Origin of the sequence: Rhizobium sp. N122, assembly GCF_002211295.1 — a bacterium.
Lineage (GTDB): Bacteria > Pseudomonadota > Alphaproteobacteria > Rhizobiales > Rhizobiaceae > Rhizobium.
Genome location: NZ_LOKU01000007.1, coordinates 140,238 through 156,965 on the forward strand (window position 1 = coordinate 140,238; position 16,728 = coordinate 156,965).

The 16,728-nt window shown below is 61.5% G+C and carries 17 protein-coding genes; 3 read left to right on the forward strand and 14 right to left on the reverse strand.

Annotated elements, in window-relative coordinates; genetic code table 11:
- Nucleotides 1–6: 6 nt before the first annotated feature.
- The 8 genes from tsaE to ATY75_RS07235 all read right to left on the reverse strand — a co-directional run bounded on the left by tsaE (nt 7) and on the right by ATY75_RS07235 (nt 9,925).
- Nucleotides 7–1,518, reverse strand: a complete 1,512-nt coding sequence (gene tsaE, locus ATY75_RS07200) for a tRNA (adenosine(37)-N6)-threonylcarbamoyltransferase complex ATPase subunit type 1 TsaE (RefSeq protein ID WP_088936995.1) — start codon at nt 1,516–1,518, stop codon at nt 7–9.
- Entirely contained in the window at nt 1,515–4,100 is a 2,586-nt protein-coding gene (locus tag ATY75_RS07205; protein ID WP_088936996.1) for a PAS domain-containing sensor histidine kinase, read from the reverse strand. The genes tsaE and ATY75_RS07205 overlap by 4 nt, the downstream gene beginning before the upstream one ends.
- Nucleotides 4,101–4,303: 203 nt before the next feature.
- Nucleotides 4,304–5,704, reverse strand: a complete 1,401-nt coding sequence (gene ahcY / locus ATY75_RS07210) for an adenosylhomocysteinase (RefSeq protein ID WP_064835482.1) — start codon at nt 5,702–5,704, stop codon at nt 4,304–4,306.
- 330 nt (nt 5,705–6,034) lie between these two features.
- The gene (locus tag ATY75_RS07215) at nt 6,035–6,310 is read right to left on the reverse strand and encodes an HPr family phosphocarrier protein (RefSeq protein ID WP_003544133.1); all 276 of its coding nucleotides are present in this window, start codon (nt 6,308–6,310) and stop codon (nt 6,035–6,037) included.
- 9 nt (nt 6,311–6,319) lie between these two features.
- Nucleotides 6,320–6,721 (reverse strand): PTS sugar transporter subunit IIA, encoded by a 402-nt coding sequence (locus ATY75_RS07220; protein WP_003544139.1) that lies wholly within the window; start codon nt 6,719–6,721, stop codon nt 6,320–6,322.
- A gap of 150 nt (nt 6,722–6,871) precedes the next feature.
- On the reverse strand, nt 6,872–7,321 hold the full coding sequence (locus ATY75_RS07225; RefSeq protein ID WP_088936997.1) for a serine/threonine protein kinase: 450 nt from the start codon (nt 7,319–7,321) through the stop codon (nt 6,872–6,874).
- Nucleotides 7,318–9,108, reverse strand: a complete 1,791-nt coding sequence (locus tag ATY75_RS07230; protein ID WP_088936998.1) for a sensor histidine kinase — start codon at nt 9,106–9,108, stop codon at nt 7,318–7,320. The genes ATY75_RS07225 and ATY75_RS07230 overlap by 4 nt, the downstream gene beginning before the upstream one ends.
- Nucleotides 9,109–9,187: 79 nt before the next feature.
- Nucleotides 9,188–9,925: a response regulator transcription factor gene (locus ATY75_RS07235; protein WP_190237340.1), complete on the reverse strand. Its 738-nt coding sequence runs from the start codon at nt 9,923–9,925 to the stop codon at nt 9,188–9,190.
- A 337-nt stretch (nt 9,926–10,262) separates the two neighbouring features.
- On the opposite strand from ATY75_RS07235, the gene ATY75_RS07240 reads away from it, so the two are divergent.
- The 3 genes from ATY75_RS07240 to ATY75_RS07250 all read left to right on the forward strand — a co-directional run bounded on the left by ATY75_RS07240 (nt 10,263) and on the right by ATY75_RS07250 (nt 13,067).
- Complete coding sequence (locus tag ATY75_RS07240; RefSeq protein ID WP_088936999.1) at nt 10,263–11,873, forward strand: phosphoenolpyruvate carboxykinase; 1,611 nt, start codon at nt 10,263–10,265, stop codon at nt 11,871–11,873.
- 119 nt (nt 11,874–11,992) lie between these two features.
- The gene (gene arfB / locus ATY75_RS07245) at nt 11,993–12,436 is read left to right on the forward strand and encodes an alternative ribosome rescue aminoacyl-tRNA hydrolase ArfB (RefSeq protein WP_064835491.1); all 444 of its coding nucleotides are present in this window, start codon (nt 11,993–11,995) and stop codon (nt 12,434–12,436) included.
- A gap of 1 nt (nt 12,437) precedes the next feature.
- Nucleotides 12,438–13,067: an alpha-ketoglutarate-dependent dioxygenase AlkB gene (locus ATY75_RS07250; protein ID WP_088937000.1), complete on the forward strand. Its 630-nt coding sequence runs from the start codon at nt 12,438–12,440 to the stop codon at nt 13,065–13,067.
- A gap of 9 nt (nt 13,068–13,076) precedes the next feature.
- Here the strand turns inward: ATY75_RS07250 and coaA are convergent, their stop codons facing one another.
- The 6 genes from coaA to ATY75_RS07280 are packed head-to-tail and all read right to left on the reverse strand — an operon-like array spanning nt 13,077 to nt 16,688.
- Complete coding sequence (gene coaA / locus ATY75_RS07255) at nt 13,077–14,072, reverse strand: type I pantothenate kinase (protein WP_049732684.1); 996 nt, start codon at nt 14,070–14,072, stop codon at nt 13,077–13,079.
- The gene (locus tag ATY75_RS07260; RefSeq protein ID WP_003571373.1) at nt 14,069–14,392 is read right to left on the reverse strand and encodes a phosphoribosyl-ATP diphosphatase; all 324 of its coding nucleotides are present in this window, start codon (nt 14,390–14,392) and stop codon (nt 14,069–14,071) included. Before ATY75_RS07260 ends, coaA begins: the two co-directional genes overlap by 4 nt.
- 17 nt (nt 14,393–14,409) lie before the next feature.
- Nucleotides 14,410–15,198 (reverse strand): imidazole glycerol phosphate synthase subunit HisF, encoded by a 789-nt coding sequence (hisF, locus tag ATY75_RS07265; RefSeq protein ID WP_088937001.1) that lies wholly within the window; start codon nt 15,196–15,198, stop codon nt 14,410–14,412.
- A complete protein-coding gene (gene hisA, locus ATY75_RS07270) occupies nt 15,199–15,945 on the reverse strand; it encodes a 1-(5-phosphoribosyl)-5-[(5-phosphoribosylamino)methylideneamino]imidazole-4-carboxamide isomerase (protein WP_088937002.1) in 747 nt (248 codons plus the stop codon).
- A 6-nt stretch (nt 15,946–15,951) separates the two neighbouring features.
- The gene (locus tag ATY75_RS07275) at nt 15,952–16,509 is read right to left on the reverse strand and encodes a hypothetical protein (protein WP_088937003.1); all 558 of its coding nucleotides are present in this window, start codon (nt 16,507–16,509) and stop codon (nt 15,952–15,954) included.
- On the reverse strand, nt 16,506–16,688 hold the full coding sequence (locus ATY75_RS07280; RefSeq protein WP_088937004.1) for a hypothetical protein: 183 nt from the start codon (nt 16,686–16,688) through the stop codon (nt 16,506–16,508). The genes ATY75_RS07275 and ATY75_RS07280 overlap by 4 nt, the downstream gene beginning before the upstream one ends.
- Nucleotides 16,689–16,728 lie beyond the last annotated feature (40 nt).

Consider the following 16,728-nt stretch of genomic DNA (forward strand, 5'->3'; position numbering starts at 1 on the left):
CGGAACTTATGATTCGCTTTGGCCTATTCCAGCCCTTGTGCACCAATCGCGCAAGGGGGCAAGCGCTTCGTGCTCGAACGCGACCTGGAGATAGGCAAGCGTTCGCGGCATATGTTTGAGGTAACCGGGCTTGCCGTCGCGCTGCAACAGCCGCACCCAGAGACCGGCGAGCTTGCAGTTGCGCTGCGCCGACATGATCGCCCAGGCCTTCATGAATCCGGCTTCGTCGAAGCCGCCCTGGGCCCGGCGAAGGGCAAGGTATTCGTCCATCAGCTGCCGGAAAAGCCCCGGTTCGATCGTCACGCGCGCATCCTGGACGATGGAAGCAAGGTCATAGGCGGTCGGGCCGATCATCGCATCCTGGAAGTCGATGATGCCGACCTTGCGAATACCGCTTTCCTCTTCGCGCCAGATGATATTCGGCGAATGGAAGTCGCGCAGCAGCAGGTTCTTCTCGGCTGTTGCGAGCTCGTCGATGAGCCCATCCCAGATCGCCAGATACTCCGCCCGTTCGGCATCCGTGGGCGGTGTACCGCGCTTCCAGCCAATGTGCCAGTCGAGCACAAGCTGCACTTCCATCTTCATTGCCGTGCGGTCGAAGTCCGGAATGTGGTGCGTATGCGTTGTCGAAACCGGGATATCCTGAGGGATCCGCATGGAATGAAGATGGGCAAGGCAGGCGACACTTTGCCGATAACGTTCGGCGATCGGCCGCCCGTCGTCATCGAGCACGCCTTCGGTGCCGAGATCCTCGATCAGCAGGATGCCCTGCTCATAATCGACCTGGTAGATCTCCGGCGTCGCAAACCCCCGCTCGCGCAAGGCATCGGCAATCGCAACGAAAGGATAGGCGTTCTGTGCGAGATGCGCGACCTTGGGATAGGGCTTGCCGTCAAAGACCGGGGGTCCTTCGGGGTGCGGGCGCCAATCCATCAGTATTTTTCGCGGAGCGCCATCCGGATAGATCGCTTCATAGGCGCGCAGCGACGCATCGCCGGTCAGGAAACGGCGTTTCGCATGTGGATAGCCGGCCTTGTCGAGGAAGCTGCGGATCGCCAGAACACGACGGATGCGCAGAGCCTGGGTACCCGTGGCATTGATCGTTGCCCGCCGGCCGCTGCCTTCATGGTCGAGCCGCAGTGCGATGCGCTCGGCCGGCAGTTCGCCCTCAGCCATCTCCGGCCATTCGACCAGACAGATGCCGTTCTCCAGGGCCTCGTCGAAGCCGAGCTCCGTCAGTTCGGCGGGATGGCCGAGCCGGTAGAGATCGAAGTGCGAAACGGGCAAGCGCAGATCGTAGGATTGCACCAGCGTGAAGGTCGGGCTCGGGACTTCGAGCCGCTCGTCGTCGGCAATGGCGCGCAGGATCGCGCGGGCGAGCGAGGACTTGCCTGCACCGAGATCGCCGGAAAGGGCAAGGCAATCGCCGGCTTTCAGGGCGAGCGCCAGGTCTTCGCCGAGGCGGATGGTTGCCGCTTCATCTTTCAGGAAAACCGAGATCGTATCGCCGGTCGTCATTCGGCGGCAGCGGAATGCGGGATATCGACCGAGGGGATGCGGCAGACGACGGTCGTGCCCTTGCCCGGCTCGCTGTCGATCGTCACGTCGCCGTGATGCAGGCTGACGAAGCTGTCGACGATCGACAGGCCGAGGCCGGCACCGCCGCGTTTGCCGCTTTTTGCGCCCGTCGCAAAACGGTCGAAGACGGTGGCGATCATATCAGGCGAGATGCCGGGGCCGCGATCGCTGACGGCGAAAACGAAATCCGTGCCTTCGCGATGGCATTCCAGTGAGATCGAGGTGCCCTCCGGCGAAAAATTCGCCGCGTTGGAAAGCAGCTTCAGCAGGATCTGCTTCAGACGCTGCGGGTCGGCGACGATCGAGCCGAGATAGGCCGGCGCGGTGATTTCGAGCGCGACGCCGCTTTCATGCAGGCGATCGGCGATCTGCATGGAGACGTCGTCGAGCAGGTCGTTGAGATCGATTTCCGCATAGTTGAGCCGCATAATGCCGGCATCGACGGTCGCAAGGTCCAGAATGTCGTTGACGAGCGTCAAGAGAACCGAGGACGATGTTGAGATATGGTCGATATATTCGGCCTGCCGTTCGTTCAGCGGCCCGACGCCTTGCGTGCGCAGAAGGTCGGTGAAGCCGATGATATTCGTCAGCGGCGAGCGCAGCTCATAGGAGACATGCTGGACGAAGTCGTTCTTCAGCTCATCGGCCTTGCGCAGCGCTTCGTTCTTCTCGGTCAGCGCCCGCTCGGCCCGCACGCTGTCCGTCATGTTGACGAAGGTCAGCATGGTCTGGGCGTTCGGCAGCGGAATGACCGCATAGTCGAGCACCAGGCCGGAGAAGAGTTCCAGCGTTCCCTGGCCCGAGCGGCGTTCGTCGTCGAAGCTGGTGATCAGTTCCGCGAAGGTCTTCCAGCCGTCCGGCCGGTCATAGGACGGCGCACAGGCCTCGCCCAGCGCACGGATATGGGTGCCTGGCTTGGCTTCGGTTTCGGTGATCCCCCAGAGCGCGCGGAAAGCCGGGTTCGACAGGCGAATGCGTCCATCCGGGCCGAACACCGCCACACCTTCGGAAAGATGGTCGATCGTTTCGCCCTGCACCTTGACCAGCGTGTTGTAGCGCGTTTCGAGATCGACCTGCTCGGTCAGGTTTTCGAACACCCAGGTGGCGCCGCCCTGCGGATGGGCGGTGGCAAAGACACGCAGCGTCTGCCCGTTCGGCAGGTGCCAGAGGTCGGATTGCGTGTCGAGCGCGCGATAGACGGAAAGGGCCGCTTCCTTCCAGCTTTTCCAGTTGAGCTGGTCCGGCAGTTTCTTGGCGGCCCGCAGCCGCTCGAGCAGCTCGCTATTGTCGGGCCGGCCTTCGAGGAAGGCGATATCCAGCTCCCAGAGCGCGACGAAGGCCTGGTTGTAGAATTGCAGCCGGCGGTCGCCGTCGAAGATGGCGACGGGGGTGGCGAGGTGGTCGAGCGTTTCGGCATGGCTCTTCAGCGTCCGTTCCAGCTCGGCGCGCACCGCCTCTATATCTGACACATCGATCGCGATGCCGGCCGAACCGCCGGGAAGCCTGACGTCGACGACGTCGAAGAAGGTGCGGTTGCCGTGCACCACCGTCGAGATCGTGTCATGGAAGGGCGATTCCGGCGTCGTCGTCGCACGAATGCGTTCGCGTGCCACGGTCGTCAGCATCTCGCGGCCTTCATTGATCGCCTGCTGCGGCGAGCGCGCTTCGACGGCCTCGCCATAAGCCTGGTTGACCCAGGTGAGGCGGCCGGCCGGATCGCGCTGCCAGGCCGGCATGTCGATCGCGTCGAGCATGGTCTGGAAGGCCGAGATCGACGTCATCAGCCGGTCGCGCTCGATCCGGAGTTCGGCAAGCTCGGCGCGCAGATTGTTGAGCGCCACGAAACGGACGAAGGCGCGGCCGCCGGAAACCCGGCCCTGCGCCTCGAGGATTTCATCGCGGATGGTTTCGACCACCATGTCGAAGCTCTGTGCCCCGTCGCGCAGCCGGTCGATGGCCTTCTCCAGATCGGCGGCCGAGCGTGACTTCAGCCAGAGGCCGAAGGCCAGGAATTCGCCGTCCTGCGGCGCGCCGGTCTCGGGCGGCAACTGGCCGAGCAGTTCGGGACGGGCATTGCCGTCCCAGATGACGATCCTTCGGTTCTTGTCGGCGATCAGCGCCTGATATTGCGAAATGCGCTGCTGGGCATCGGAAAGCGCCGAGCGGATTTCCCGGCTCTCGCTTTCCAGATTGCCGCGCTGGCGCACCAGCCACAATGTCGAAAGCAGTGCTGCCGATATGACGCCGATGACGACGGAAACGCCGACGACCTGCGAAGATGTGAAGAGGTGAGCCGAGGCCGCCGCCTGCTGCTCCGTCTGTGCCAGAACCGGCCGCGCCAGCGCGGCAAGCGCCGTACCGGCCGCGCAGGCTTTCAGAAAGCGCGCCAATGATCCATGCTCTTGCTTTGCGGCCTCGTGTGCCGTTGCAGATTGATGTTGTTGGCCTGCGATCAGCGGGCGGCGACCGGCGCGAACGCCATCATCCGCCTGACCGGGCAGGCTGTTTTTCAGTTCCGACATCCGCGGTATGTCTCCGTCCTTCAATGTGCCGCATTACGACAAGACATCCCATTTCCGGAGCGGCCGGACAGGGTCCGGCGCCACGAATCAAGTCTTAAAACAATACTTCGGATGGGAATCGGCGGGAAGGGAGCGCCCAAAAAATAAGCCGCGGCATTTGTCAATGCCGCGGCTTCTACATCTTGTGGATATTAACGATCAGATCAATATCTGTAGTGGTCGGACTTGAACGGGCCCTTCGGCGAGACGCCGATATAGGCAGCCTGTTCCTCGGAAAGCTGAGTCAGCTTCACGCCGAGCTTGTCGAGATGCAGGCGTGCGACCTTTTCATCGAGATGCTTCGGCAGGATATAGACCTGGTTGGAATACTGGCCCGGCTTGGTGAAGAGCTCGATCTGCGCCAGCGTCTGGTTGGTGAAGGAGGCCGACATCACGAAGGAGGGGTGACCGGTGGCGTTGCCGAGATTGAGCAGGCGGCCTTCGGAAAGAAGGATGATGCGGTTGCCCTTGGGGAACTCGATCAGGTCGACCTGCGGCTTGACGTTGGTCCACTTGAGATTGCGCAGCGCGGCGACTTCGATTTCATTGTCGAAGTGGCCGATATTGCCGACGATCGCCATGTCCTTCATCTGACGCATGTGGTCGATGCGGATGACGTCCTTGTTGCCGGTCGTGGTGATGAAGATATCGGCCGAGGAAACGACGTCCTCGAGCAGCACGACTTCATAACCGTCCATGGCGGCCTGCAGGGCGCAGATCGGATCGGCTTCGGTGACCTTGACGCGGGCGCCGGCGCCGGAGAGCGAAGCGGCAGAACCCTTGCCGACGTCGCCGTAGCCGCAGACGACGGCAACCTTGCCGGCCATCATCACGTCGGTGCCGCGGCGGATGCCGTCGACCAGCGATTCCTTGCAGCCATACTTGTTGTCGAACTTCGACTTGGTGACGGAATCGTTGACGTTGATCGCCGGGAAGGGCAGCAGGCCCTTCTGGCTAAGCTGGTAGAGGCGGTTGACGCCGGTCGTCGTTTCCTCTGTGACGCCCTTGATCGCGTCGCGCTGCTTGGTGAACCAGCCCGGCGAAGCGGCGAGGCGCTTCTTGATCTGTGCGAAGAGGATTTCCTCTTCCTCGGAATGCGGATGCGACAGCACGTCCTCGCCCGCTTCGGCGCGGGCGCCGAGCAGGATGTACATGGTGGCGTCGCCACCGTCATCGAGGATCATGTTGGAAAGGCCGCCATCGGCCCACTGGAAGATCTTGTCGGTATAGACCCAGTAATCCTCGAGCGACTCACCCTTGATGGCGAAAACAGGAACGCCGGCGGCGGCGATCGCGGCAGCCGCGTGATCCTGCGTCGAGAAGATGTTGCACGAGGCCCAGCGGACTTCGGCGCCAAGCGCCACCAGCGTTTCGATGAGCACAGCCGTCTGAATGGTCATGTGCAGCGAGCCGGTGATGCGCGCGCCCTTCAGCGGCTTTGCGTCGCCGAATTCGGTGCGGCAGGACATCAGCCCCGGCATTTCGGTTTCGGCGATGGTAATTTCCTTGCGGCCGAAATCCGCAAGCCCGATATCGGCGACGACATAATCTTTTTCAGTGCTCATAGAGGTCTCCAGGCTGAAAAACGTCTCAAAATTGGCGCAGGCGCGAAGATGACCGCGCGATGGATGGGCCGCGTCCTGATGCAGGTCGCCCGGAGATGCGCAGCGGTTCCGGGATGACGACATACAAAAAAAGAGAGCCGAAGCGCGTCGCATGAAGCAGGTTCGATGCGGCGTGCTCCAGCGCACGGCATATCAGCCGTTTAGCAGGCTTCGGATGGGAAGGCAATAAGGATATAAAGAAGTCTTTATATGTTTATATGAGCTGGACCCGCTGCAGAATTCCTGAAATCAGAATCGATCTAAGGACAAAATTGCAGCAGTTCAAACCGCTCACATCTCTTCGCCGAACCGGTTCTGGATCAGCTGGTCCAGGGCCTCAAGGGCTTCCTCGGCCTGGCTGCCGCTCGCCGAGACGACGACGCTCGAGCCGGGGCTTGCCGCCAGCATCATCAGGCCCATGATAGAGGTGCCGCCGACCGTCATTCCGTCCTTGGAAACGGTGATGGCGGCGTCGAAGGTCTCGACCATCTGTACGAATTTGGCGGAGGCGCGCGCGTGAAGGCCGCGCTTGTTGATAATGAGGAGTTCCCGGGAGAGCGATGTCATGAAGGGCCGTTATTTTCCGCTGAGCACGCGGCTCGCGACATTGATATATTTCCGTCCGGCTTCGGAAGCCTCCACCAGCGCCTTCTCCATGTTGTTCTCGCCACGCACGCCGGCGAGCTTGATCAGCATCGGCAGGTTGACCCCGGCAATGACTTCGGTATGGCCGCTGCTCATGACGGAAATGGCAAGATTGGATGGTGTGCCGCCGAACATGTCGGTCAGAATGACGACGCCATGGCCGTCGTCGGCACCGGAAACAGCTTCCAGAATGTCCTGCCGCCTTTGATCCATGTCGTCTTCGGGGCCAATACAGACCGTCTCGATGAATTTCTGAGGACCGACGACGTGCTCGACAGCATGACGAAACTCTTCAGCCAGCTTGCCATGAGTGACAAGCACAAGTCCGATCATGATATTACTGCTCCCATATACGCGAACGGTGGCCCCAATATCGCAATGCAGCAATTACGTCCACCGGTGGGGGCACATCTTGGCGATGAAAAGCCGAAGTGCAAGATAAAAATGCGAATATATAAGGCAGATTGATCAATCCGGAAGGCGTCAATGCCCGATATCGGGTGCTTTCGCCATCAGGATTGCAAGCGGTGAAGAGACGCCTGTGAGCAACCGCAATGCGGGAAGTGAAAGACCGGGCGCCAGGCTGACGATTTCACCCTCCGGCGGCACACGGTTTTCACCGGAAGCACTGCCCGGTAGCACGGCATAATGCATCGCCGCCTGGGGCACATGCTCCTGCCGGACGATGCCGGTGCCGCGAAGCTCGATCAGCCCGGCAATCGATGGCGGGCATGTGGCCATCACGGTCCCGGTCTCTTCAGAGAGAAGAACCTGGTCGTCGGCGACCAGTGCTGTAAACAGCCCGAGCTGGCGCGCCTCGGTCATGCAGGTGAAGGCCAGCATCGATTTTCCCCAGCCGGAGGGGCCGCTGAACAGAAGCCCCGTCCTGCCGACGATGATTGCCGTCGCATGGATGTTCGGAGCCGCCGTCATGCGGCGGCATCAAGGGGCAAAGTGAGAATGAAGCGGGCGCCGAGCACCTGTCCGCCCTCGGCATCGGTGATATTCTCCGCTCTCAGCGAGCCGCCATGGGCCTCGGCGATCTGGCGGCTGATCGACAGGCCAAGCCCCGAATTCTGCCCGAAGCCTTCCGATTCCGGCCGGTCAGTATAGAAGCGCTCGAAGATACGGTCGATATTTTCCGCCTGAATGCCGGGGCCATTGTCTTCGATCGTGGTGACGCAGCGCGACCGTGTCCGCACCAGCCGCACGGTAATCTTGCCACCCTTCTCAGGCACGAAGGAGCGGGCATTCTCGATCAGGTTGGCGATGATCTGGCCGATGCGCAGGTCGTGGCCGTTGACGACGAAGCGCGTCTTGACGTTCGGCTTGCGTTCGATCGCATATTCGATCTCCACCTGCTTCTTGGTGCTCCTGACCTGGCGGGAAACCTCGATGAGGTCGCGCAGCAGCACCTCCATGTCGACCGAACCGGCATCGACACGTGCGAGTTCGGCATCGAGGCGCGAGGCGTCGGAGATATCGCTGATCAGCCGGTCGAGGCGGCGCACATCGTGCTGGATGACGTCCATCAGCCGCTTCTTGGAATCGTCGGATCGGGCAAGCGGGAGCGTTTCGACGGCGCTGCGCAGCGACGTCAGCGGATTCTTGAGTTCGTGGCTGACATCGGCGGCGAAACTCTCGATCGCATCGATGCGGTCGTAAAGCGCCGTCGTCATCTCGCGCAAGGCAATGGAAAGATTGCCGATTTCATCCTGGCGGGCGGAAAAGTCGGGAATTTCCTCGCGCGCTTTGGCCCCGCGCCGGACCCGGATGGCGGCGGCCGAAAGGCGGCGCAGCGGATTGGCGATCGTCGACGAAAGCACCAGCGAGAGCAATACGTTGACGAGCGTCGCGACCCCGAAGACGCGCATGATGGCAAGCCGCTCGGCATGAACGATATTGTCGATGTCGCCTGCCTGTGTCGATAGCAGCAGCACGCCGAGCACGGCGCGGAAACGCTGGATCGGCACGGCGACCGAAACGATGAGCTCGCCTTTCTCGGTCGTGCGCACGACGGCGCCGCGCACCCCGGTGAGTGCGTTCATCACCTCCGGATAGATCGAGCCGTCACCGCCCGGCGCTTCCTTGTAGAGCGGCAGGTTGCCGGGCTGCAGCGCCTTGTTGAACAGGGTGGCGAACCACTCGCCCCAGGTCTGCTTCTCCTCCTCGACCGGCGGCAGATCGAAGCGCAGCACCTGGCCGCGCGAATAGAGATGGCGCGAATCGAGCAGCAGATTGGCATCGGCATCGAAGATGCGGGCGCGTGTGCGCGTCGGAGAGATCAGCCGGCGCAGCACCGGCGCGACCTTCTCAGGATCGATCGGGAACTCGAGGTCCTCGTCGTTCGGTACCGGGGTGATGCTTTGACCGGCCTGCAGCTCGAGCAGCTTCTGCGGATCGATGGTGATCGAGTTGGTATCGACCGACGCCGAAGCCGAAATGGCGCCGGCGATGATCTCGCCCTGCGTCAAAAGGCTCTCGGCGCGGGCGTCGATCAGTCCCTCGCGAAACTGGTTGAGATAGAGAATACCACCGACGAGCACGACCAGCGCGACGAGATTGAAGAACAGGATGCGCCGCGTCAGGCTCGAGAACACGGCATTGCCGAAGATACGGCGGATCAGCGTGAAGGGATGCGACCAACGGCGGCCTCTGACGCGACGGGTGCTCACGCCCTCCGCATCGTCGAGATCCCTTTCCTGTACCAACTGTGCCAACGACTGGCCCTTTCGAAGGGCGGGGCCGGATAAACCGGCCCGCAGCCCTTAATTGCGTCTCGCGCTGCGCCGTTTGGGCTCAGGCTGCTTCGCGGAAGCGGTATCCCACTCCGTAGAGTGTTTCAATCATATCAAAGTCGTTGTCGACCATCTTGAATTTCTTGCGCAGCCGCTTGATGTGGCTGTCGATGGTCCGGTCGTCGACATAGACCTGTTCGTCGTAGGCTGCGTCCATCAGCGCGTCGCGGCTTTTAACGACGCCGGGGCGCTGTGCCAGCGAATGCAGGATCAGGAATTCGGTGACCGTCAGGGTCACGGCCTCACCCTTCCAGGTGCAGGTATGGCGTTCCTGGTCCATGACCAGCTGCCCGCGCTCCAGCGAACGGGCCTGCTGCACGGCGCCGTTCTTCGGCGCGCCGCCGGCGGGGCTGGCGCCGGCGGCCGCGGCTTCACGGCTTGAGGCGCGGCGCAGCACGGCGCGGACGCGCTCGACCAGCAGGCGCTGCGAAAACGGCTTGGTGATGAAATCGTCGGCGCCCATCTTCAGGCCGAAGAGCTCATCGATCTCCTCATCCTTGGAGGTGAGGAAGATAACGGGAATGTCCGATTTCTGCCGCAGCCGGCGCAGCAATTCCATGCCATCCATGCGCGGCATCTTGATATCGAAGATCGCCAGCTGCGGCGGCCGCGCCAGCAGGCCGTCGAGGGCCGAAGCACCGTCCGTATAGGTCTCGACCTTATATCCTTCGGCCTCCAGTGCGATCGACACCGAGGTGAGGATGTTGCGGTCGTCATCAACGAGCGCGATTGTCGGCATGGTGTTGATCTCCATCATCAGTGCGCAATCTCCCGGATTTGCTTTCCCCAGGCGGTCTCAGTGACCGGATGCGCTTATGGAGGATAAAGGTGGAACAAATTGTGGCAAAGATAAAGGGAAAGATTGTCGTCGAATTCGAAGGCAATCGTGAGTGGTGCGGTAAAATGTTTCAACGCGTTCATCTAAAACGATTTAAAATTATGGCGTTAAATTTAAATCGATTAAATAGTTGATATTACTATATTTTTTCAAGTTTGGTCTCTTGCGTTTTAAAATTTCTCCCCGTATTTTCGCGATTAGTTTTAACGGCAACGAGCCTGAGCGAAGGGAACTAGCCATGGAAATGTTCGGAGTTCATAACCCGGCAACAGAGCTGGCAACGGTTGGATTGGGCGGCGCAGCCAGCGTTCGCTACAACTTTTCCGCCGCCGCGCTCTACGAAGAATCGATCCGCCGGGGCGAAGCCGAACTGACCGCTCAAGGTGCGCTGCGGGCCCTCACCGGCCAGCACACCGGCCGTTCGCCGCGTGACAAGTTCGTCGTTCGCGACAGCAATACCGATGGCGAAATCTGGTGGGACAACAACAAGCCGCTCTCGCCGGAGCATTTCGCGCTGCTGCGCGCGGATATGCTGGCGCATGCCGTCGGCAAGGACCTGTTCGTTCAGGATCTCATTGGCGGTGCCGAGGAAGGCCATGCTCTGCCGACCCGTGTCGTCACCGAATTTGCCTGGCATTCGCTGTTCATCCGCAATCTGTTGATCCGCCCGAACGCCGCAGCGCTGCCGAGCTTTGCACCGAAGCTGACGATTATCGATCTGCCGAGCTTCAAAGCCGATCCGGCCCGCCACGGCTGCCGTTCGGAAACGGTGATCGCCTGCGACCTGACCAATGGTCTTGTCCTCATCGGCGGCACCTCCTATGCCGGTGAAATGAAAAAGTCGGTCTTTACCGTTCTCAACTACCTGCTGCCGGCCAAGGGCGTTATGCCGATGCACTGCTCGGCCAATGTCGGCCCGAATGGGGATGCGGCGGTGTTCTTCGGCCTGTCCGGCACCGGCAAGACGACGCTGTCGGCCGATCCGGCCCGCACGCTGATCGGCGACGACGAACACGGCTGGAGCGAAAACGGCATCTTCAATTTCGAAGGCGGCTGCTACGCCAAGACCATCCGCCTGTCGGCCGAAGCCGAACCGGAAATCTATGCGACGACCCAGCGCTTCGGCACCGTGCTCGAAAACGTCGTGCTGAACGAGCGTCGCGAGCCGAATTTCGATGACGGCTCGCTCACCGAGAACACCCGCTGCGCCTATCCGATGGATTTCATCCCGAACGCTTCGGAAACCGGCCGGGCCGGGCATCCGAAGACGATCATCATGCTGACCGCCGATGCCTTCGGCGTCATGCCGCCGATCGCCCGTTTGACGCCCGATCAGGCGATGTACCACTTCCTTTCCGGCTACACCGCCAAAGTGGCCGGCACCGAAAAGGGTGTCGTCGAACCGGAAGCAACCTTCTCCACCTGCTTCGGTGCGCCCTTCATGCCGCGGCATCCGGCTGAATACGGCAATCTGCTGAAGGAGCTGATCAGCCGCCACGGCGTCGAATGCTGGCTGGTGAATACCGGCTGGACCGGCGGCGCCTACGGCACCGGCAAGCGCATGCCGATCAAGGCGACGCGCGCGCTTCTCGCTGCTGCTCTCACCGGCGAACTCGGCCAGGTCGAATTCCGGGCGGACACCAACTTCGGCTTCGCCGTGCCGGTCTCCGTCAACGGCGTCGACAGCAGCATCCTCGATCCACGCTCGACCTGGGCCGACAAGGCAGCCTATGACGCGCAGGCCGAAAAGCTGGTCTCGATGTTCATCGCCAATTTCGCCAAATTCGAGGGTCACGTCGATGGCGGCGTCCGCGATGCGGCTCCGGGCGTAAAGGTTGCGGCCGAATAAATCGAAGCCTGCCTTAAAAAATCTCTGACTCACGTGAAACCCGGCATCGCAGGATTGCCGGGTTTTTCGGTTGACGGCCGATATTTTCAATTCGCCGCCGATGTGAGATAGAACGCCGCATGGCCAGCGACGCGCTCTATATCGATGACAGGATCACCATATCAGGATGGGAGCTGACGGAACAGTTCGTTCTGGCCGGCGGTCCCGGCGGGCAGAATGTCAACAAGGTCTCGACCGCCGTCCAGCTGTTCTTCAACATCCAGAATTCGCCGTCGCTCAATGAGCGCGTCAAAACCAATGCGGTCAAGCTCGCCGGCCGGCGCCTGTCGAAGGACGGCGTGCTGATGATCGAGGCGAGCCGGTTTCGCAGCCAGGACCGCAACCGCGAGGATGCGCGCGAGCGGCTGAAGGAGCTGATTCTGGAGGCCGCCAAGCCGCCGCCGCCGCCGCGCAAGAAGACCAGGCCGACCAAGGGTTCGGTCGAACGCCGCCTGAAGGAAAAATCCGGCCGCTCGGAAGTCAAGAAAATGCGCGGCCGCCCCGGTGGCAGCGGCAGTGAATGACATGCCGGGACTGTTGAGCGGCATTCGCCATCTCCCCGGCTATCTCGACCGGGCACGTCAGGAGGCATTGGTGGAGGTAATCCGCACCATTGTCGCTGAGGCGCCGCTTTATGTGCCGGTCATGCCCGGCACCGGCAAGCCGATGTCGGTGCGCATGACCAATTGCGGGCCGCTCGGCTGGGTGACGGACAAGGAGCGCGGCTACCGCTACCAGCCGACGCATCCGGCAACCGGCAGGCGCTGGCCCGACATGCCGCAGGAATTGCTCGATATCTGGAATGATGTGTCCGGCTACGACAAGCCGCCGGAAGCCTGTCTGGTGAATTTCTACGCCGACGACGCGCGCATGGGTCTGCATCAGGACAAGGACGAGAGGGATCTGCGGGCGCCTGTCGTCTCGATCTCGCTGGGCAACAGCTGCCTCTTCCGCGTCGGCGGCCTCAACCGCAATGATCGCACGCTATCCTTCAAGCTTGCGAGCGGCGACCTGGTCGTGCTGGGCGGCGAGGGGAGGCTTTGTTTCCACGGCGTCGACCGCATTCATCCGGCAACCTCGACGCTGTTGAAGAATGGCGGCCGCATCAATCTGACGCTGCGCCGCGTCACTGCGTCTGATGGATCGTCGGAATAGAATCGCCTGCTATAATTTCCGCAGCGCCACCTGCTCGATCAGGTGATCCTTGCCCTTTTTCAGGATAAGATCGGCACGCGGCCGCGTCGGCAGGATGTTCTGGCGCAGGTTTTTCAGGTTGATGTTCGCCCAGAGATCCCCGGCGATTTCGAGCGCTTCCGCATCGCTGATAGAGGCGTAGCGATGGAAAAAGGAGTTCGGATCGCGGAAGGCGGTCTCGCGCAGCCGCATGAAGCGGGCGACGTACCAGTTATGGATCTGGTCTTCGGCGGCATCGATATAGATCGAGAAATCGAAGAAATCGGAGACCATCGGCACGATCTTGCCGCCGGCCGGCAGGTCGCGCGATTGCAGCACATTGATCCCCTCGAAGATCAGAATGTCGGGCCGGTCGACGATCTTGTATTCGTCCGGCAGCACGTCATAGACGAGGTGCGAATAGCTGGGCGCCTTCACATCCGGCTGCCCGGCCTTGATCGCCGAGAGAAAGCGCAGGATCGCGGCCGTATCGTAACTCTCCGGAAAACCCTTGCGCTGCATCAGCTTTTCCCGCTGCAGCACGGCATTCGGATGAAGGAAGCCGTCGGTGGTGACGAGGTCGACCTTCGGGCTGGAAGGCCAGCGCCCCAGTAGCTCCTTGAGGATACGGGCGGTGGTCGATTTTCCCACGGCGACCGAGCCGGCAATGCCGATGACGAAGGGCGTCTTCGTCACATCGGAAAGGCTGAGGAAGCGGTTGCGCTGTTCGAACAGCATCTGCGAGGATTCGACATGTGCCGACAGCAGACGCGACAGCGACAGATAGATGCGCCGGACTTCGTCGAGATCGATCGGGTCGCCCATCGAACGCAGCCGTTTGACTTCGTCGCTGGTCAGCGTCAGCGGCGTATCGGCGCGGAACTTCGCCCATTGTTCGGAAGAGAAGAAGTGGTAGGGCGAATAGGAATCCGACTGGAAGTGATCCAACGTTTCCGGCACCCCGATAATCTCAGTCGCGATACTCATGAACTCTGCCGGCCGGCCTTTTCCTTGAGGCCGGACTGCGCGGTTCTGCGCTCGAGTTCGGCCATGACATTCTCTAACGGTATTTCAGCAATCTTCAATACGACCAAAAGGTGATAGAGCACATCGGCGGCTTCATAGGTCAGATTGTCGCGGTCGCCGGTCACCGCCGCCATCACGGCTTCGATCGCCTCTTCACCGAGCTTCTTGGCCGCTTTCGGCTGGCCGGCGGCGACGAGCTTGGCTGTCCAGGATTGTTCTGGCGAGGCTTTCGACCGCTCTGCGACGATGCTTTCGAGATCGGAAAGGGAAAATCCGCTCATATGTCCGCTTTCAAGGTTCAGTCGAGACGCATGTCGATGCCGCACTTCGACATATAGTGCTTCGCCTCGCCGACGGAATAGGTGCCGAAGTGGAAGATCGAGGCGGCGAGCACGGCATTGGCATGGCCCTGTTTGACCCCGGCGACGAGGTCGTCGAGGTCGCCGACACCGCCCGACGCGATGACGGGTACACGCACCGCATCGGCGATCGCCCGCGTCAGTTCCAGATCGTAGCCGACCTTGGTGCCGTCGCGGTCCATCGAGGTGACCAGCAGCTCGCCGGCGCCGCGCTCCACCATCTTCTGGGCGAATTCGATGGCGTCGAGGCCGGTCGCGTTGCGGCCGCCATGCGTGTAGATTTCCCAGGCGCTGAGATTGTCGCCGCCAACCGCTTGGCTACGCCTGCGCTTGGCGTCGATCGAAACGACGATGCATTGGTCGCCGAACTTGTCGGCCGCCTCAGTGACGAAATCGGGATTGCTGACCGCTGCCGAATTGATCGAGACCTTGTCGGCGCCACAAAGCAGCAGCTTGCGGATGTCGGCGATGGCGCGCACCCCGCCGCCGACCGTCAGCGGCATGAAGCATTGATCGGCCGTGCGCGACACGACATCGAAGATCGTCTCGCGATTGTCCGAGGAAGCGGTGATGTCGAGGAAACAGAGTTCGTCGGCGCCGGCCGCATCATAGGCCTTCGCCGCTTCGACCGGATCGCCGGCATCGACGAGATTGAGAAAGTTGACGCCCTTGACGACGCGGCCGTCCTTGACGTCGAGGCAGGGGATCACACGGGCTTTAAGGGTCATTTACGCGGTCTCCCTTGCCTTGCTGGCCTTGATCAGCGCCAGTGCTTCCGCCGGATCGATCCGGCCGTCATAAAGCGCGCGACCTGAAATAGCCCCCTCCAGCTTCTGCGCATCGGGCTGCAGCATGCGCTTGATGTCTTCGATGGAGGCAAGGCCGCCGGAAGCGATGACGGGAATGGAGACGGCATCGGCAAGTGCAAGCGTCGATGCCCAGTTGATGCCGGTCAGGATGCCGTCGCGGTCGATATCGGTGTAGATAATCGCGCTGACGCCGGCGCCCTCGAATTTCCGGGCGAGCTCGACGATGCCGAGTTCGGACGCCTCCGCCCAACCCTCGACGGCCACCTTGCCGCCCTTGGCGTCGATGCCGACGGCCACATGGCCTGGAAATTTCCGGCAGGCCTCGATGACCAGATCAGGATCGCGCACCGCGACGGTGCCGAGAATGACGCGCCGCAGCCCGCGCGCGAGCCACGCTTCGATATGATCGAGCGTGCGGATGCCGCCGCCCAGCTGCACCGGATTTTTCGTCGCCTTCAGGATTGCTTCGACGGCGTCGCCATTGGCCGAATGTCCCGCAAAGGCGCCGTCGAGATCGACCACGTGCAGCCATTCGAAACCCTGGTCTTCGAAGGATTTCGCCTGGGCGGCCGGATCGGTGTTGTAGACCGTCGCCTGCTGCATGTCGCCGAGCTTCAGGCGGACGCATTGGCCGCCCTTCAGGTCGATCGCGGGAAAAAGGATCATATCGTCTTACGTCCGTAGAGTGGTCGGTACCATCAGCGCATTCCACGCATCTACGATATCCGAGTGGAAAAAGACAGCGGCAATGGTGGCCGCGCCGAAAAGCAGAAGAAGGAGCAGGGTGACGGTAAAGCCGGCGCGAACCTGGCGCCAGAAGCCGAGGCGCCGCTTCATCGATTTTTCGATGTCGCGCACCTCTCGCAGCGCCTGGCTGTTGACGGCGGCCAGCCGGATTTCCGGCTCCATCGCCTCCACATAGGTTTCGGCATAACTCGAAAGGATCTGCGAGGCGCGGTCGCGCAGCGTATTGCGCAGGTCGGTCGAGAGATAATTGCCGGCGACCGCGGCAAGTTCGGCCTCATTGGGCGAACGGCCGGCATTGCGCTTGCGATAGCTGACGACGAAATCGCGTTTCTGCCGCTCGTAGAGGGCGTAGGCAAGCAGGCCGATCAGATCGTCCTCGCCTTCGATATAAAATTCCAGCACGGCCTCGGCGATGTCGGCGGCGTTGATGCCGTTGGCGCGCAGCTGCGAATTCTCCTTGCCGGCAAGGAATTCATGGATCATCGGTCCAACCTTTCTTTCAACGCCTTGGCTGCATTGGAAAGCGCTCTCTTATGAATGGTCTCATCGACACGGCGGATGATCGTTCCGTCGGGAAGTCGGATGTCGGAGAAGGGAGGCAGGCCTTCTCTGGAAGGTCTCAGCGTGTAGAATACCTGGCCTGATTTCCGCGACGCCGGCATCGAGCGCACTCCTGTTCCGCCGTTTCCATAAAGGGGAAAT

What these genes read in the sequence shown, in the direction of transcription:
- tsaE (WP_088936995.1), bottom strand. Translation starts at nt 1,518, where the DNA reads ATGACGACCGGCGATACGATCTCGGTTTTCCTGAAAGATGAAGCGGCA.
- ATY75_RS07205 (WP_088936996.1), bottom strand. Translation starts at nt 4,100, where the DNA reads ATGTCGGAACTGAAAAACAGCCTGCCCGGTCAGGCGGATGATGGCGTT.
- ahcY (WP_064835482.1), bottom strand. Translation starts at nt 5,704, where the DNA reads ATGAGCACTGAAAAAGATTATGTCGTCGCCGATATCGGGCTTGCGGAT.
- ATY75_RS07215 (WP_003544133.1), bottom strand. Translation starts at nt 6,310, where the DNA reads ATGACATCGCTCTCCCGGGAACTCCTCATTATCAACAAGCGCGGCCTT.
- ATY75_RS07220 (WP_003544139.1), bottom strand. Translation starts at nt 6,721, where the DNA reads ATGATCGGACTTGTGCTTGTCACTCATGGCAAGCTGGCTGAAGAGTTT.
- ATY75_RS07225 (WP_088936997.1), bottom strand. Translation starts at nt 7,321, where the DNA reads ATGACGGCGGCTCCGAACATCCATGCGACGGCAATCATCGTCGGCAGG.
- ATY75_RS07235 (WP_190237340.1), bottom strand. Translation starts at nt 9,925, where the DNA reads ATGCCGACAATCGCGCTCGTTGATGACGACCGCAACATCCTCACCTCG.
- ATY75_RS07240 (WP_088936999.1), top strand. Translation starts at nt 10,263, where the DNA reads ATGGAAATGTTCGGAGTTCATAACCCGGCAACAGAGCTGGCAACGGTT.
- arfB (WP_064835491.1), top strand. Translation starts at nt 11,993, where the DNA reads ATGGCCAGCGACGCGCTCTATATCGATGACAGGATCACCATATCAGGA.
- ATY75_RS07250 (WP_088937000.1), top strand. Translation starts at nt 12,438, where the DNA reads ATGCCGGGACTGTTGAGCGGCATTCGCCATCTCCCCGGCTATCTCGAC.
- coaA (WP_049732684.1), bottom strand. Translation starts at nt 14,072, where the DNA reads ATGAGTATCGCGACTGAGATTATCGGGGTGCCGGAAACGTTGGATCAC.
- ATY75_RS07260 (WP_003571373.1), bottom strand. Translation starts at nt 14,392, where the DNA reads ATGAGCGGATTTTCCCTTTCCGATCTCGAAAGCATCGTCGCAGAGCGG.
- hisF (WP_088937001.1), bottom strand. Translation starts at nt 15,198, where the DNA reads ATGACCCTTAAAGCCCGTGTGATCCCCTGCCTCGACGTCAAGGACGGC.
- hisA (WP_088937002.1), bottom strand. Translation starts at nt 15,945, where the DNA reads ATGATCCTTTTTCCCGCGATCGACCTGAAGGGCGGCCAATGCGTCCGC.
- ATY75_RS07275 (WP_088937003.1), bottom strand. Translation starts at nt 16,509, where the DNA reads ATGATCCATGAATTCCTTGCCGGCAAGGAGAATTCGCAGCTGCGCGCC.
- ATY75_RS07280 (WP_088937004.1), bottom strand. Translation starts at nt 16,688, where the DNA reads ATGCCGGCGTCGCGGAAATCAGGCCAGGTATTCTACACGCTGAGACCT.